At 36.7% G+C, this 17671-nt stretch carries 12 protein-coding genes; 2 read left to right on the plus strand and 10 right to left on the minus strand.

All coding sequences use genetic code 11. The features are described from left to right. Nucleotides 1–262 precede the first annotated feature (262 nt). From odhB to ACIQZA_RS05605, 5 genes are all read right to left on the minus strand, one after another. Complete coding sequence (gene odhB / locus ACIQZA_RS05585; RefSeq protein WP_402880364.1) at nucleotides 263–1498, minus strand: 2-oxoglutarate dehydrogenase complex dihydrolipoyllysine-residue succinyltransferase; 1236 nt, start codon at nucleotides 1496–1498, stop codon at nucleotides 263–265. Nucleotides 1499–1591: 93 nt separating this feature from the next. Continuing rightward, complete coding sequence (locus tag ACIQZA_RS05590; protein ID WP_400933340.1) at nucleotides 1592–4420, minus strand: 2-oxoglutarate dehydrogenase E1 component; 2829 nt, start codon at nucleotides 4418–4420, stop codon at nucleotides 1592–1594. 230 nt (nucleotides 4421–4650) lie between these two features. Then, nucleotides 4651–6036, minus strand: a complete 1386-nt coding sequence (locus tag ACIQZA_RS05595; protein WP_142508037.1) for a sensor histidine kinase — start codon at nucleotides 6034–6036, stop codon at nucleotides 4651–4653. Then, on the minus strand, nucleotides 6033–6707 hold the full coding sequence (locus tag ACIQZA_RS05600) for a response regulator transcription factor (protein WP_402880361.1): 675 nt from the start codon (nucleotides 6705–6707) through the stop codon (nucleotides 6033–6035). Before ACIQZA_RS05600 ends, ACIQZA_RS05595 begins: the two co-directional genes overlap by 4 nt. Nucleotides 6708–6883: 176 nt before the next feature. Continuing rightward, the gene (locus ACIQZA_RS05605) at nucleotides 6884–8911 is read right to left on the minus strand and encodes a diguanylate cyclase domain-containing protein (RefSeq protein WP_402880359.1); all 2028 of its coding nucleotides are present in this window, start codon (nucleotides 8909–8911) and stop codon (nucleotides 6884–6886) included. 553 nt (nucleotides 8912–9464) lie between these two features. Here ACIQZA_RS05605 and ACIQZA_RS05610 point away from each other — a divergent pair. Continuing rightward, nucleotides 9465–10013: a GNAT family N-acetyltransferase gene (locus ACIQZA_RS05610; protein ID WP_142508034.1), complete on the plus strand. Its 549-nt coding sequence runs from the start codon at nucleotides 9465–9467 to the stop codon at nucleotides 10011–10013. A gap of 136 nt (nucleotides 10014–10149) precedes the next feature. Here ACIQZA_RS05610 and ACIQZA_RS05615 read toward each other — a convergent pair whose 3' ends face one another. Continuing rightward, nucleotides 10150–11226, minus strand: a complete 1077-nt coding sequence (locus tag ACIQZA_RS05615) for an undecaprenyldiphospho-muramoylpentapeptide beta-N-acetylglucosaminyltransferase (protein ID WP_400933349.1) — start codon at nucleotides 11224–11226, stop codon at nucleotides 10150–10152. A 522-nt stretch (nucleotides 11227–11748) separates the two neighbouring features. Here ACIQZA_RS05615 and ACIQZA_RS05620 point away from each other — a divergent pair. Beyond that, nucleotides 11749–12384 (plus strand): cyclase family protein, encoded by a 636-nt coding sequence (locus ACIQZA_RS05620; protein ID WP_402880357.1) that lies wholly within the window; start codon nucleotides 11749–11751, stop codon nucleotides 12382–12384. A 269-nt stretch (nucleotides 12385–12653) separates the two neighbouring features. Here the strand turns inward: ACIQZA_RS05620 and ACIQZA_RS05625 are convergent, their stop codons facing one another. The 4 genes from ACIQZA_RS05625 to ACIQZA_RS05640 all read right to left on the minus strand — a co-directional run bounded on the left by ACIQZA_RS05625 (nucleotide 12654) and on the right by ACIQZA_RS05640 (nucleotide 17617). Next, nucleotides 12654–13226, minus strand: a complete 573-nt coding sequence (locus tag ACIQZA_RS05625) for an NPCBM/NEW2 domain-containing protein (RefSeq protein ID WP_402880355.1) — start codon at nucleotides 13224–13226, stop codon at nucleotides 12654–12656. An 841-nt stretch (nucleotides 13227–14067) separates the two neighbouring features. After that, the gene (locus ACIQZA_RS05630; RefSeq protein WP_402880353.1) at nucleotides 14068–14763 is read right to left on the minus strand and encodes a CAP domain-containing protein; all 696 of its coding nucleotides are present in this window, start codon (nucleotides 14761–14763) and stop codon (nucleotides 14068–14070) included. Between the two features lie 371 nt (nucleotides 14764–15134). Beyond that, complete coding sequence (locus ACIQZA_RS05635; RefSeq protein WP_402880352.1) at nucleotides 15135–16037, minus strand: CobW family GTP-binding protein; 903 nt, start codon at nucleotides 16035–16037, stop codon at nucleotides 15135–15137. Between the two features lie 74 nt (nucleotides 16038–16111). After that, nucleotides 16112–17617 (minus strand): lmo1851 family serine protease, encoded by a 1506-nt coding sequence (locus ACIQZA_RS05640; RefSeq protein WP_402880351.1) that lies wholly within the window; start codon nucleotides 17615–17617, stop codon nucleotides 16112–16114. Between the last annotated feature and the right edge of the window lie 54 nt (nucleotides 17618–17671).

The following is a 17671-nucleotide window of genomic DNA, read 5'->3' on the forward strand; positions in this document are numbered from 1 at the left end:
TAATAAGTTCGTCAAGATAATTTTATTACTTTTCTGACTAATTACAATATTAGGGTTTTTCATTCCTTTAAATGCCTTTTACTCCTTTGAAAAGGGTGAAAATCATTAAGACTGCCGCTTTGCCGAAAGAGTCTCCGTCGCTATCAATGCTATCCGTCACCTTGGTTCTTCTATCCGTCGATTCAGCTCTGCTATCCATCGCTTCCTCAAAAAAGAAAAAAACCCTGCAAACATTGTTCGCAGGGCTTTATAAACTCAGGAATTAAGAATTTAATAATAAATCTTCTGGGTTTTCAAGTAGTTCTTTAACAGTTTTAAGGAAGCCTACAGAATCTTTACCATCGATAATACGGTGGTCATAAGAAAGTGCTAAGTACATCATTGGGCGAATTTCTACTTCACCATTCACTTCAACTGGACGTTTTTTGATAGTATGCATACCAAGGATACCAGCTTGTGTACCATTCATGATAGGTGTAGACATTAATGAACCGAATACGCCTCCATTTGTAATTGTGAATGAGCCACCTTGAAGATCTGCTAAACCTAATTTCTTGTCGCGTGCTTTTTTCGCTAGGTCTGCAATTGAATCTTCAATTTCAGCAAAGTTTTTGCGGTCAGCGTCACGTACAACTGGTACTACTAAACCTTCTTCTGTTGATACAGCTACACCGATATCAAAGAAGTTGTTTAAGTGAATTTCATCACCAAAGATTTGTGCGTTAACATATGGGTATTTTTTAAGTGCTGCAACTACAGCTTTTGTGAAGAATGACATGAAACCAAGTTTAGAGCCAGTTGACTCGAAGAATTGGTCTTTTTTACGAGAACGTAAAGCCATAACGTTTGTCATATCTACTTCGTTGAATGTAGTTAACATTGCTGTAGATTGTTTTACTTCAAGTAAGCGTTTTGCAATTGTTTGGCGACGACGGCTCATTTTTTCAATTGTTACACGTGACTCATCTACAGCTGCAACTGCTTTAGGTGCTGCTGGAGCTGCTTGTGGTGCTGCTACTGGAGCTGTACCATGAGCTGCTACGTCTTGTACACGTACACGGCCTTGTGGATCTACTGGAGATACAGCAGCAAGGTCAATACCTTTTTCGCGAGCTAGTTTACGAGCTGCAGGAGATGCGATTACACGCTCACCAGTAGTTTCTTCTACAACTGGAGCTGCTGCAACAGGAGCAGGTGCCGCTTGTGGCGCTGTTGGAGCTGGAGCTGCTGCAACTAGTGCCGCTGGAGCAGGTGCTGCACCTTCGCCAGCTTCTACTACTGCGATGACTTGACCAACAAGTACCGTATCGCCTTCTTCAGCTAAAATTTGAGTTAAAACTCCCGCTTCTTCAGAAATGATTTCAGCGTTTACTTTGTCTGTTTCAAGTTCAACGATGAATTCACCTTTTTCAACGCGATCGCCCACTTTTTTTACCCATTGTGCGATACTACCTTCTGTAATCGATTCTGCTAATTCAGGGACTTTAATTTCAGCCACTTTCATTTCCTCCTTTAATTAACGTGCATTATGCACATAAAAGGGCTACTGCCTTAGCAAGTAGCCCGGCTCTCAAAAATTAATATGTTATTATTATTTAACCTTTACAGGCTCAGCAACTGCTTCTTCTACAAGTGCGGCTTGAGCTGCTTTATGAGAATCTGCATCACCTTCAGAAGTCGAGCTCATTGCAGGACGGCCTACATAACGTAGCTTTTTACCTTCTGAAAGGTCGTGTAATGTTTCTAACGCATAATTCCAAGAACCTTGGTTTTTAGGTTCTTCTTGTACCCAAACGATTTCTTTTACATTAGGATACTTAGCAATAATACCAGCAACTTGCTCTTTTGGGAATGGGTAAAGTTGTTCTACACGAGTAATGTGTAGGTGATCGAAGCCTTCACCGTCTTTAATACGGTCTGCAATGTCGATCATGACTTTACCTGAACCTAAAACAATGCGCTCTACAGCTTCTGGTTTTGAACCAAGGCCTGGTTGCTCAATTACTTCTTGGAATGAACCATTTGCTAATTGATCAGCATTCGCTGCAGCTAATGGGTGACGAAGTAAGTACTTAGGTGATACAACCACAAGTGGACGAACGCCTTCTGTACCTAATAATGCTGCTTGACGACGTAATAAGTGGTAGTAGTTACCTGCGTTTGAGCAGTTTGCTACGAACCAGTTATTTTCAGCTGACATTTGTAAGAAACGTTCCATACGGCTTGAAGAGTGTTCTGGACCTTGACCTTCATAACCATGTGGTAAAAGAATGACTAAACCAGATTTTTGACCCCATTTAGCACGTGCACCTGAAATAAAGTTATCGAACATAACTTGTGCCATGTTAGCGAAGTCACCAAATTGTGCTTCCCAAACTGATAGTACATGGTCATTTTCTATATTGTAACCATATTCAAAGCCCACTACCCCTGCTTCTGTCAGTGGAGAGTTGTGTACTGTAAATGATGCATTTGCACCTGAAATATGGTGAAGTGGCGTGAATAATTTACCATTGTTTTTGTCATGTAACACTAAGTGACGTTGAGAGAACGTACCACGTTGTGCATCTTGACCTGTAAAACGTACTGGTGTGCCATCTTGAATAATTGTTGCATAAGCTAGAGTTTCTGCATGACCCCAGTCAATTTTTGCAGAAGCAAATGCATCACGGCGTTTTTCTAAAATTTTACCAAGTTTTTTCTGTGGTTCAAAGTTATCTTCAAACACTAAAAGCTCTTCGTTAATTTTTCCTAGACGTTCCGCACCAACTGCTGTATCAATTTGTGGGAATTCTACTTTTAATTCTTCAGGCATTTCTATATGCTTGTGTTCATCTTTATCTGCCATTTCTTTCACATGATCATAAGCTGCTTGCATTTCTGCATAGATAGCTTGATCTAATGCTGCAACTTCATCAGCAGAAACTACACCCTCAGCTGCTAATTGAGCACCGTATATAGCACGAACTGGCTCATGATTAGAAACTAATTTATATGTTTCAGGGTTTGTTACAGTTGGATCATCAGTTTCATTGTGACCATGACGACGGTAACCGATTAGGTCAACGATGATATCTTTACCGAATTTTTGACGGTAGCTAGCTGCGAAACGACCTACTAGTGCTACAGACTCAGGGCTATCTGCATTCACATGCACAACTGGTACTTCGTAACCTTTTGCAGGGTCAGAAGAGTAAACAGATGAGCGAGAATCTTGTAGTTCAGTTGTAAATCCAATCATGTTGTTAGCAATGATGTGGACTGTACCACCAGTAGTGAACCCTTCAGTTTTTGCGAAGTTTAATACTTCTGTTACGATACCTTGACCTGGAAACGCAGCGTCACCGTGCACAAGAATACCTAATCCTTTTGTGCGGTTATGAACAGCTTGCCCTGGTTTAGAAGTGTCATCTTGTGCTGCACGAGCAGTACCTAAAACAACCGGATTTCCTACTTCTAAGTGAGATGGGTTGTAAGCAAGCTTAACATTAAGACCAGATTCACGCATATATGAAGCACCCATGTGGTACTTAACATCGCCAGTCCAACCTTTAGTAATTTCAAGGCGACCATTTTCTGGCATAAATAACTCATTTGATACGTGTGCAAAGTCAGAGAACATCATATCGTATGGTTTATTTAAAATGTGTGTTAATACATTTAAACGACCACGGTGAGCCATACCAATACGTACTTTTTCTACGTTATTTGCTTCAGCTGTTTTTAAAATTTCATCAAATAGAATAATTTGAGTATCTAAACCTTCACCAGAGAAACGCTTTTGACCTACAAACGTTTTATGAATAAACTTCTCGAAGTTTTCAACACGAGTTAAACGATCTAATAAAGCTTTTTTCTCATTAGAAGCTAATGCTTGTTTGAATGAACCTGTTTCAATTTGTGCTTGAATCCAATCACGTTCTTCTGTTGCTACTACGTGATTATATTCAAATGCTACTTTATCTGTATAAACAGATTTTAAGTAATCGATTGCATCTTTACCATTTTTCACGTTTGCTGGCACATCTTTGAAGAAGATAGCTGCAGGAATTTCAGCTAAATCTGCAGCGCTAAGGTTGAACGCGCTTTCTTCAATTTGAGCTGTTTGTAGTTCGCGGTTTTTCAAAGGGTAAATATCTGCCGCTAAATGACCGTTTGTACGGATCGCATCTGCTAATTTCACAGCTGCTAACACTTTCTTGTAATCGCCAGCAGGAGCTGCTGCTGTATTACTAGCTACAGCCACTTCACCTTCTACTACTACTACTGGTGCACCAAATTGTTGGAATAATAATACTAACTCCGGTTCTACTTCTTCAGGAGACTGTAAGAATAAGTCGTATTGCTCCATCACATATCCTAGGTTAGGACCAGAGAAAGCTGACCATGGAGAACTTACAGTTGTAACGTTGTTCGACATGAAAAATGACCTCCAAATTTTGCCTTTCGGCAGTTCCATTAATTAAATTACAATTAATTATATAATATTTTTCCGTTCTTTTAAAGGATGTTTGACATCTTATCCATTATTTAAAGAACGTTTTTTCCATCTCAATCTTACTACTCTTCACAAAAAATACAACTCTTTTTAGCAAATTAAGCAATTTTTCTCCCAAAGGATGAAATAATTAAATAAAGCATGTATTTTTCTCAATATTTCAGCGGGAATTTCAGCAAGAAAACGGTTCCAACATTTTTAATACTCTTGACTTCCACAGAACAATTGTATTTTTCAAGTAACATTTTTGTAATACTAAGCCCTAAGCCTGTACCGCCTATTTGACGATTTCTTGCCTCATCAACTCGATAAAAGCGATCGAAAATGTATGGAATGTTTTCTTCCGCTATACCAATGCCATTATCTTCTATCTTAACTGACACTTCCTGTTCTATGACAGATAGTGAAATTTGAATCTCAGGAATTTTTTCACAATAACGAATTGCATTTTCTATTATATTACGAACGATTTGGCTAAGTGCATTTTCTGTTATAAATAATCGTCCTATTTCTTCATCTTTCGACAGCAATATTCGAGCATCCGGATGAAGGAGTCTTGTGTCCTCTATAACCGCTTCTATAACAGCTACTGCATCAGCCTCACTTTGGATGTCCTTTTCTTCACGTCGTGCAAGTTCTAGTAATTCTTCGATCATTTTACGCATCCGTGCAATTTCAGTTAATGAAGTTTCAATAGATTCCTCTAAAATTTCTGGATCATCTTTCCCCCATCTTTTCAAAAGGGACAGATGTCCTTCAATTGCTTGGATAGGCGTCCGTAACTCATGAGAAGCATCTGCAACAAATTGTTGCTGCTTTGTAAATGATATTTGCAATTCATTCATCATCGCATTGTACATTTTCAATAAATCACCAATCTCATCATGAGACGTGTAAGTTAATTGAATTGGTTCATTAAATCCTTTATCCATAACGGTTTTCATGGATGAACGTAACTCTCGTAATGGTTTCATTAAATAATTGGCAAGATAATAGCCAATAGATGCTGATAACAATAATGCTCCTATGCCTGCTATTAGCATTGTCGTCAATAAATAATGCATCAAAGACTGGAACTTTGATAATGGATGAATCACCTGAATATATCCTTGAAAGAAACCAAGTTGAATTGGTTCATTAATGACTAAGACATCTTTTTTATCAATCGTCATATCAACAATTTCCCCCATTGAGGTTAGAGGTGCAGCCTGAGAGGTATTATTAATACGAAGAATCTGAACGCCATCTGAATTAAACATTCTAATCGTTTGATCACGATCAGCAATAGAATCTATAAGACCTTTATTTTGCTTAATTTCCTGAATAGTAAGATTCGGTCCCTGTGACTCTAAAAAATATACTAAATCATCGCTTGTTCGTTTGATTTTACTTGCTTCGTCATTTGATAACCATGTATGAAGTGAAATATATACGACAATACAAATAATTGTATAGCTAAAAAAAATAACAGCACTAGATGTTAGCATCCATTTTCTTTGTAATGACTGATTGACTAAATAACCTTTCCATTTTTTCATTCACGCATCACGTACCCAACCCCACGAACGGTTTCGATATAGGCATTCATATCACCCGGTAGTTTATTTCGCAAATGCCGAATATATACATCTACGACATTAGTCTCTATATCCGTATCATACCCCCAAACAGAGGTTAAAATTAGCTCTCGTGTACAAACTTTATTTTTATGCTCTAGCAATAATTTCAATAAATCATATTCTGTTTTCGTTAAATCAAGCTTTTTCTCTTGAACAAATACTTCATAGGCCGCTACATCCATTTCGATATCACGAAAATGTAATGAACCCCCAATTTTTTCATCAGGTGTCACCCGACGTATTATTGTACGAATTCTAGCTAATAGTTCTTCAATAGCGAATGGTTTTACTATGTAGTCATCTGCGCCAGCATCTAAGCCAGCTACACGATCCATTACAGCATCTCGGGCCGTTAACAATATAATAGGAACCTTTGACTGCGTGCGTATTCGACGACAAATTTCAATTCCATTTATTCCCGGAAGCATGACATCTAATAATAGTACATCAAAATTATCAGATGAAGCTAGCTCTAGTCCTTCACGTCCATCAAATGCGACGAATACATCGTAACCTTCATGCTTTAATTCTAGCTCCACGAAACGAGCAATATGCTTCTCATCTTCCACTAAGAGTAACTTTTTAGGCATTTCTTCACCTTCTATTCTAAAATAACTATGAGGGGTTTCCTCTTTAATACTGTTATAGCATAACATCAAACAAAAAGTCTGTACCACAAGTAACTACTTGTTTGTACAGACTTTTTTTAACTTCTTTCTGCAGCGAAAACGAAGCATCAGCAGCAATTATGCCGAGACATAAATGCTTAGGCGTCAGCAATATAGAGATTATTTTTTCCAATTTCCTTTGCTTTATATAAAGCTTGATCTGCTAATTCTAGCAATTCATTTAGTGTGTGACCGTGATCCGGATAATAAGCGATACCAATGGAAGCAGTTGGAGCAAAGTAATGACTTTCAATTGTCCAACCCTTTTTCAGTTCATTCCGAATGCGATTAATAATATCCATTATTTGTGTATGTCTCGTCTCATCATTCCGAGTTAAACCTGTTAGGACGACAACAAATTCATCGCCACCCATTCGTATAACTAAATCATGGTTACGTACAGCCGTAATTAAAACTTGGCCAAACATTCGGATAAAGTCATCCCCCGTGTCATGGCCGTACCGATCATTAACTCGCTTAAAGTCATCCCCATCGATATAAAGCATAGCTAAACACTCATTCCGTTCTTGCGCTTCTACCAATAGTTTCGGAGACTCCTTTTGTAAAAAACGACGATTTGGTAGTTGTGTTAACGTATCGTGATAAGCTAAATATAATAAATCATTCTCTCGTTCCTTACGATGCGTTATTTCACGGGATACCATCATAATTTGTGAAACTTTTTCGCGTTCAGGATCATGAACAACTGTTACGTTTCCTTCAGTCCAAACAGGCGTGCCGTCCTTCGCCCTCAACAGTAGCTCAAACTGCGTTTCCGTTTGGCCTGAATAATTATTTAAAAATGTTTGCCAAGACTTCTTACTTTGTTCATCAACAATGTTACTATAAAACTGACCTTGTAATTCTACATTTTCGTAGCCTAAGAAAATCTCATAGGAAGGCGAGGCATAAATAATGATGCCATCTTCGTTTGTAATGACGATCAAATCATTTGTATTTTCTGTAATAAGACGGAATGTGCGTTCAATATTTTTCAATTCCGTTAACATTCTTTTCTTGTCCGTAATATCATAGTTAATGGATAAATATTGTTCTGTCTCCCCGAATTCATTCTTTAATGGAACTATAGATGCTTCTACCCAAAAATCAGCATGGAATTTTGTACGGTAGCATAGCTCGCCTCGCCAAATATCCCCCGCTTTTAGCGTTGTTTTAATTAATTGTAATAAGTCTTCTGCATTGTAACGAGGCTCTATTAATTTATAAGGCTGACCTATTAGCTCTTCTGCCGTGAAGCCAGTCGCATTTAAAAACAAATCATTAATTTCTAGAATATTAGCATTACTATCCAAAACAGCAATGGAAGCTGCTGAATTTAGAGCAGCTTTAAAAACCTCTAAACCATGAGATTTTGAGCGTAACTCTGCTTTTTGTTCAGTGAATTGTGTGCAATCCTGCATGAGAAGAAAAATAGCAAATGAATTATCCCATTGCATAACCGGAGATAGTGAAACTAAATACATGCGCTCTTTTTTATCCAGTGTATGAAGCTTGATGAATTTTTCGCCAATATTTTCGCCCATAGCTGCTCTTTGTAAATAGCTCTGGATTTTCCCTACTTCATCTTTAGGAACAATTGGTAGATCGACGAATAATTGCTGTTTAACCGTTTCTGTATCTAATTCAAAGTCTTCCGTGAAGCTGGAGTTCACCTCATAGATAGACCCTTCAGCTGATAAGATGACCGTAGAAAAAGAAGCATGGTCAAACATTGAACGAAGAAATAAAAACTTATCTTCGATACTACGATCATAGAGAATTTCTTTTGTTATGGCTAAAACATAGTCTTCATTATTATGTTTAATCGGTCGAACAGATGTCTCATATTTACGAACTTCTGATTTATAAAAGGCATAATCCACATAATCAACTTGACTATGCTTTGCAATCGCTTGATTGTAGTTTTCTTGAATTATAGAAAAATTTTTCCGACTTGAGGTAAGGGTAGAAAGCATTTTCCCAATCGTCTCATGTGATAACAAAGCTCGAGCTGCTTTATTTAAGCGAATATATTGATAATCGTCTCCCACTTTTTTCATTAAAAAGACAAAATCTTTGCCAATAAACAATTCATTAAATAAATCTTCGCTTAAAAGATATTCCATGCTGTCACCCCTATAAGTCGTTAATATTAATATAAAATTTTTAAATAGCTTTTGTATATACAAAAAAATCAATACTACTATTATAACATAATTTAAAAGAATCACCTTTCTCGAATCGAAATAAATTTATCCTTTTAAGGTTATTTTTTGATATTTTACCTCTTTCGATGAAATAACGTAATTCTAAAGAAACACTTTTCAAGTATTTCTACTCTTAAAAATGATATTTTAGACTTAATGATCCCCGAAATTATATAAAACAATTTTTAACTATTTATGCAATTATTTATTTTTTCAGAATTTACCGACTAATAAACTTATTTTTTGTTTCAGCAAGGAAAATGATTGCATAAAGCAGTATGATTGTTATATTATATTAAAAAAACTAGCCTTTTTTCGGTATGGTCGAAAAATCAGTAAGACAGCGGGAGATTATGGATATCATAGTTTTAACGTCTAGTTCTTTGGGTTTTAATTCCAGTACGAATTTTAGTTTTCTTCTTTATGTTTTAAAGGAATTGTTTTAACTACCCTAGTAAAGGAGGCGTTTCGTATGCTTAAACATCGAGACCTACATGAATGTACTGAGCTCTATGAGCTGTTATCACACCCTTCTGTTCTCCCTTTTGTCCGTCAAAAAGCTACATCAGCTGATGAATATTGGTTTATGACAAAACAACTGATTGAAGAAGAAGCGAAGGGACTCGCTATTTCAAGGACAATTACTGATGATTGGGGTCAACCAATCGGCACCATTAGCATTCATGATGTCGAGGATGGTGCAGGCTTTTTAGGAACGTGGATTGGACTCCCTTATCAAGGGCAAGGTTATAACCAAAAGGCGAAAATGCTTTTTTTGAATGAACTTTTTTTTGACTATAACTTCCATACGGTATTTCTCCGTATTCGTGTTGAAAATATAAAATCACAGCGTGCAGCCTTAAAGCTACCCTATATTATGAGTGCGAATGAAAGTCACCCAACATTATTAACACAGGTTAATAGCGGTGAGGCGCAATTTAATTTATATAAAATTCCAAAAGACTTGTTCTATCTTACAACAGCCAATCAATTGGCAGAAGGCGAAGAACAAGCGATGTAATCTACTATGGATTTTCATAAAAAAAGCTATGTGTTCAGTCTTGATGACATGCACATAGCTTTTTTCTGTTTTTGCTAATATTAATTGCTGTATTGTGCTTAAGTACAAACTTTGCAATAGGCACTGACTACCAAATCTACTTTTTATAGTGTAAAATCAATTTCGCCATTTCTTCTGGCGTCTTCGGTCTTTGAGTTTTCTCCATTATTGCAACCATTTCTGCTTTACGCTCTGTTAACACATGAACCGATTTTTTAAAGGATTCCTTTGTTAACTCTTCCTCTTGCAATACTTCCGCGTAACCCTGTCTTTTAAATAAGTTGGCATTTAATATTTGGTCACCACGACTTTTTTGTGCAGATAATGGTACTAATAACATCGGTTTATGAAGTGCTAAAAATTCAAAAATCGAATTGGAGCCAGCACGTGAGACGATAAAGTTTGCCGCATGTAATAAATCCGGTAATTCTGTTGTCACATATTCAAACTGCTTGTAACCAGGCGTAGATTCTAATGATTTGTCGTAATTTCCTTTACCACATAAATGAATGATCTGAAACTGTTTTACAAGCTCCGGTATATTTTGACGGAGCGCGTCGTTCAAGACAACTGAGCCTAGACTCCCACCCATCACAAGAAGAACAGGTTTTAATGTTGTAAAGCCACATAATGATAACCCTTTTGCTCGATCTCCCATAAATAACTCTTGGCGAATAATGGAGCCTGTGCAAGTTGCCTTTTCTTTCGGTAAGTGCTGCAAGGTTTCTTCAAAAATCGTAAAAATGTGTGATGCAAATGGTAGCGCAATTTTATTGGCCAAGCCAGGTGTAACATCTGATTCATGAATGACTACAGGAACACCAGCAAGTTTTGCAGCCATGACAACGGGTACAGAAACAAAGCCACCCTTTGAAAAAATCACTTGGGGTTTCACTTTTTTGATAATACGAAAAGCCTGCATAATTCCAGCAAGCACTTTAAAAGGATCTGTAAAATTTTTCATCGAGAAATAACGACGCAATTTCCCACTTGAAATACCGTAAAACGGAACACTTGGAAACGCCTCGCCTATTAATTCTTTTTCAATGCCCTCGTCTGAGCCAATATAGTGGACATCATAACCTAGCTCTTGTAAAGACGGGAGTATCGCTTGATTGAGCGATACATGACCAGCTGTCCCTCCACCGGTTAAAATGATTGTTTGTTGTTTCACATTAATTCTCCTATTCCATCAATTAGGCATTAGCATAATTGCGTCCGGAATCGACTTTGTACTTAGGCCTGCAGATGTTGTTTGCGCAAAAGCGTGCTAACGCAGCGACAGCAACGGATTTTGTCTGTGCGAAGCGCAGCGACAGCAACAACAAGTTGCAGGTCAGTTAGCCGTTATCGCATGGATGCGATGTTTTTTAGGCTAACATCCTTTTTAACTACTTTCCGATCCCATGACATCCGCTTGTAGCCATACTACTTTTTGTATACAGTCTTTTATTTTACTATATGCGGACGAAAAGATATAGATGAAGCTTTTAATTTCTTTATGTAAACGTCTTTAGTGCCGAAAACGCAGCGACAGATATATTTCTTCCTTGTACCTCTTTGGATATAGGTATATAAAAACCGCTAAGCTGGAGATAACGAATCTGTGTTATCCGCTTAGCGGTTATTTAAACCTAACAAAGTGGCTTTTTTAAATGGTACAATTAATAAATCTTAATTACAGCGAGGTATAATAATGAAGATTATTGATTTAACTCACACATTAACTGAAAAAATAACAGTCTACCCAGGCACTGATCAACCATCAATAAAAATAATATGTAATCATGAATCTGACGGATTTAAAGAAACAGCTTTAACTTTGACTTCACATACTGGCACGCATATGGATGCGCCAAATCATATTTTTAAAGACGGTATTACATTAGATTTAATCTCAGTGGAACAATTTGTAGGTAAAGGTTTGGTCATCGATTGTAGTGATCTTACAGAAGGTCAAAAAATAACTTTAGACAGAATAAATAAAGTGAAGAAAAGAGCTGATCAAGCTGATTTTCTTTTATTTTATACTGGGTGGGATCAATACTGGGGAACAGATAAGTATTTTGGTGACTACCCTCACATGACAGAAGAGGTTGCTGAATACTTAATTCAAAGTAATAAAAAAGGTGTAGGACTCGATGTCATAAGCATCGACTCAATGACAAGTTTAACAAATCATAAGAAAGTGCTATTTAATTCTAATTTTGTCATCGTTGAAAATTTAACTAAGCTCGGTGAAATCGGCAATGAACTGTTCACGTTTTATGCCCTACCAATGAAATACGAAAATGCTGATGGTGCTCCTGTCAGAGCAATTGCAATATTATAAGAACATGCAATAACCAGGTGCTCAATCGAGCACCTGGTTATTAGTTTATTGCTTCGGGGACTTTTTCGAAATTAAATCCTTTAAAAGAGACAATTCATAATGATCCTGTACTTGTTTTTTCGAGATACTACTCTTTACAGTGCAATCTTGGCTCGACCCATATAATATCTCGGTCTACATGGGTAATAACCTGTTTAGCAATTTGACGAAATGCTGTTTTTTCTTCAAGTTTGAAACCAAACTCTACATTCGCAAGTGACTTGTATTTTTTATTTAAACAATTTCGCATCTGCCCAGTCGGCATGATCATTGTCAATATTATCATTTGCATTAAACGCAACTAACTCAAGTGTATTTTTTCCAGCAATATCTACTTCTACATGTTCAGCTGGTTCGTTTGATTTTTTTACCGGACTTATATACAAAATTTTACCATCGACAATTATCACAAAATTCACAGAACCATGACCTGGCGCTACTTGATCATCTATTCCTACATCAACTGTAAATTTAGTATACTGTCCATTCAAATTATACTTAATTGAACTATTTGAATGCGAGCCAATCCCTTTTTCATATTTCACACCTTTAATAGATAACTGTGTTTTATAAAACGATTGGTTTTTATTATAAGAAAAATAATCAGGTGTCATTTGCTCTATATCTCCTGTAACTGATACTGGCGTTAACTCATCACTTAAATACACAGAGACAGGTGCAGCTAACGTAGTTGTATTTCCGCTTACAAAAAATGTACAAATAGTAAGCATTAAAACCACAGCAAAACTTAATACATTAAATCGAAAACCTTTTGGATTAATAACGTGCTTTGTGTTTTTCATATCATATCCCCTTTCGATTTTGAAGTACAATCATATCTTTACATAAAGAACCAAAATTTTCAATACTTTTTTATAATTGTAAATATTGTTAAAAATTAGAATATAAAAATAAAAACGTAATCACTTTATTACATTGATCCACTGTCGCTAGAACGTTTGTTTTTAATCATCTCAGAATAAATGTTCGCGTTTTAGCAAAAAGAAAATAATAAGAAATTAAAAAAACGCAAGTACTCACATTTAATGAGCCCTGACTTTTGATTACACGGATAGTTATTTTCAAAAAAAGAAGAGTTCGTTGAAACTGATGATGTAATACTGTATTCCCTTCTTGAGGAACCCCTGTATTATTTATCCCCCATGTATTAAAGATAATTGGATCAGGTGGCAGCATTACAAGCACCTCATAAACAGGGTCAACTGATTGCCAAGCATTTTGCGAAGTTGCATGAATATAATGATGTGTTGCGGATGTCTAATCATAAGTATATCTTTGTTATATATTTTTAAGCCAAACATTATTAAAAACGTTGATAAAAAATGGTCAAGTAAATCGCTATGTATGAGGTGGAATATTAATTTCTGCTCCAGATTAACGTCTGGTTAATCCCACACTTTAATCACTGTAAATAAGAGGCATATGCCAATAGGTTCATTTGCCGAAGAGCCACTTTATTGATTATGCACATTCATTACACCACGGAAATTTTTTTACAACACAAAAGTAAAAAAATCTCTCTACCTACAAAACCTAAATTTCCGCTTATATTATGTTGTATAAAAAAGATGTCCACTAAGTCTTTTACGACTTAGTGGACCCTATTATTCAATAAAGCTATTATTATTTTTGGATAAATTGTTGTGTCCAGTAGTTACCTGACTTCACATAGCCAACACCAATATGCGTAAATTTCTCATTTAAAATATTCGCGCGGTGTCCTGGTGAATCCATCCAAGCTTGTACTACTTCTTGAGGTGTACGTTGACCTTGTGCAATATTTTCACCTGCACTCTTATACGTAATACCTAAAGCTTTCATACGATCAAATGGTGAACCGAATGTTGGGCTTGTATGTGAAAAATAGTTTTTAGATTGCATATCTTGTGATTTTTCACGAGCAGCTGCCATCAGTTGATCATCCGTTTTAAATGGTGCTAAACCAGCTTTTGTACGTTCAGCATTCGTTAATTTTACTACTTCTTGTTCAAAAGCATTCACATCTGAAGTAGTTGTTGATGGTTTAGATTGAGCTGGTGCAGTAGCTGTATTATCTTTTTGAGCTGTTTGTGTATTGTTATTTGTTGTTTGATTATTTTCTGGTACTTGTACTTCTTTTGTTGGTGCTTGTGTTTGTGTTTGTGGTTGTTTAACTACCCACTTATGATTTGACCACTGATTTGACCATTTATAAGAATAAACAACTTTATTACAGTCTGTAGTTGTGTTCCCCTCTGTAGTATTTTCTGCAGCGGAAGCCATTTGAATTGGAGCTGCTAATAAAAATGTTGCACAAATTGCAGTTAGTGTTTTTTTCATTTTTGCAATTCCTCCTTCTCTGCAAACAATCGTAAAGTACGAATTTAATAAATTTCTTACCAGCATTTGCTAACAACACCACCGGAGACATAAATTCGCATCAAACAGAGGGTTTTTGACAATAATTTTTAGCAAGTTCCACCAGCCTATGAAATACTTACGTTTCAAATAGGGTTGACACTTCTAAAAAACTATCAAATATTTTCAATATTCAAGTAGATACATATCCGAATTATAGTCTTAAACTATAGAAACATACTTCCTTTATTTTACTAATCCACAAAAATAATCTGCCATGATTACTACTTTAATAAGACAACTATTAGTAGTAATCAGCAGATTTTATATGTCTATATAGTGAAGCCTACTATTTAATTAATACCTATAACATTTAAGCTACTTACATCTTCACCAATAATAACGAGTTTTGCAGGCATTTTTACGTATTCTGGAAGCCATTGGACCATGCCATACGCATATTGAAACAGTAAAGGATTTTTTACACCTTCTATTGGCACATAGCCTTTCATTCGATACACGGTTTCAGGCAATGTGCGCACCCAATCTTCAAATTGCCCCTGTGTAAAGTCAACGTCATTAAATTCAACTAATCGTGAACCGAGATGCATTGATGCTATTGGGGCTTTCACAATGTCTTGTTTATCCACCTGAGCTGTTGCCTTTAAATCTTCTAATAAACGTAACGGCACTCGACCATTTGTAGTTTGCAAAATAAAGGCATGAGGATTAAAGCCTTGTAGCTCATAAACAACCTGTGCCTGCTCGGCCTCTGTTAATAAATCCGTTTTATTGGCCAGCAATAAATGTGCGTGACGGATTTGCTCCATAAATAAGGAGCGCACTTGCGGGGTTAATGTTTCTCGATTTAGCCACAGCTTCGAGTCAGCAACCGTAACAATTCCTTTGACATTTAACTGTTCCGCAAATAACGGTGAATAAACAGCGTCTAAAGCTTCTACAGGATGTGCAGCACCTGTTGTTTCTATAATTAAGACATCAAAGTCACTATCTAATAGAAGGGATTGAATTTGTGCCTCTGTTTTTTCAGCGCCAGAGCAGCAAATACAACCCTCTAGCATTTCCTTAAGCGGAATATCCTTTTCCACAGCCTGTGAGTCAAATGGGAGCTTTCCAAGCTCATTCATAATGACAGCAGGCTTTAAATTTTTTTCCTTTAGTTGTCGAATAACATCTGTTAGCATGGATGTTTTTCCGCTACCTAAAAAGCCACTAAATAAGTATACGTCCTTCACAATTATTACCTCCTATAAAAAAAACTGTCGCAAAAGGCCACTTGAGACGCCTGCTGCGACAGCTAGTTTGTAGTTTACTCAGTTTTTGCTGGTGTACCAGTAAGCAGTTCTTTTGCTTTTAACAATTGAGGATCATCTGCTTTTATTTTAGCACGTAATGCATCCATTAAAGCATACGTTGTATCGCCAGTTAAAACGCCAGTTTCTTCAAGACCACTTGCAGCTTGCAGTTTTTTCACTGCACGCTCTGTGTATTGATCAAAAATACCGCTTACTTTACCAGGCTCATATCCTAAAACTTCTAGCATCTCTTGTGCTGCTTTTACAGAGTTAGACTGCACATCCTTTTTCATTTCCATAGATGGATCTAAGTATGGTAATGATGCATAAGATGGGTATGACACTTTAACATCTGGAGCAATTCCTTTTTCGTGAATCCAGTTACCATTTGGTGTTAGCCATTTACCTGTTGTGAATTTTAGGTTAGAGCCATCTTTTAATGGTGTGACATTTTGCACTGTACCTTTACCAAACGATGTTTCTCCAACAATTTTAGCACCGACAGATTCTTTTAATGCCCCAGCTAATATTTCAGAAGCAGAAGCACTGCCGCTATCCACAAGGACTGTTACTGGGATATTATATTTTTTACCAGCAATAGCATTTGTAATTTTCGGCTCTTTATCTTTTTGTTGTACTTGGACAATCGGTTTACCTTCTGGAACAAATAAATTCGAAATTTCTATTGCAGCATCTAGGTAACCACCTGGATTTTGGCGTACATCTAAGACGATACCTTTCAAGCCTTTACCTTCGTAATCTGCAAGAATCTTCTCAAATTCTTTTGCTGTATTTTCACTAAATGACGTAATTTGAATATGGGCAATATCCCCTTCAAGCATTTCACCGTAAACCGTTTCAACCGGAATTTCATCACGGACAATTGTCATATTAAGAGGCTCAGCGTTTCCTTCCCTTTTCACGGTTAATTTTACTGGTGTTCCTTTTTCACCACGAATACGAGCTACCGCTTCAGATGCACTTAGCCCATGAATGCTTTTTCCATCTACAGTTAAGATAATATCTTTCGGTAATAGCCCCGCTTTTTCAGCAGGTGAATTTTTAATAGGTGACACAACTGTAATAGAACCGTTACGCTCTTGAATTTCCGCACCAATTCCTTGGAAACTAGAAGACAAACCAGACTTAAATTGATCTGCTTCGTCCTTCACCATAAAATCAGAATACGGATCACCTAAAGCGTCAAACATGCCATTAATAGCGCCATCGACCACTTTCGCATCGTCGATATCTTTGTAATAGTTGTTTTTAAGTAAATCATAGGCTTCGTACAATTTTGAAAATTCCGTACGCCCATTCGGTACTTTCACTTCCACTGCTTTCTTATCTCCAAATGTTAACGCAAATATCGTTAAGCCTGCAGTAATAAGGATTGTAAAGAACATCAGCATAATAAATTTAAACGGTTTCATTTGTATAAATTGTCCTGCTGGTTTCACTTCAGTAGGGGGTGTTTGTTCTGACTGCTGTTCTATACTATCTTTTTTCTGTTCATCCATCTTGATTGTCACCACTCTCATATACACTAACTTGTTGTCACACTATTACCATCT

It is taken from the genome of Lysinibacillus sp. NPDC096382 (genome assembly GCF_044762845.1).
In the GTDB taxonomy this organism is placed as follows: Bacteria; Bacillota; Bacilli; order Bacillales_A; family Planococcaceae; genus Lysinibacillus.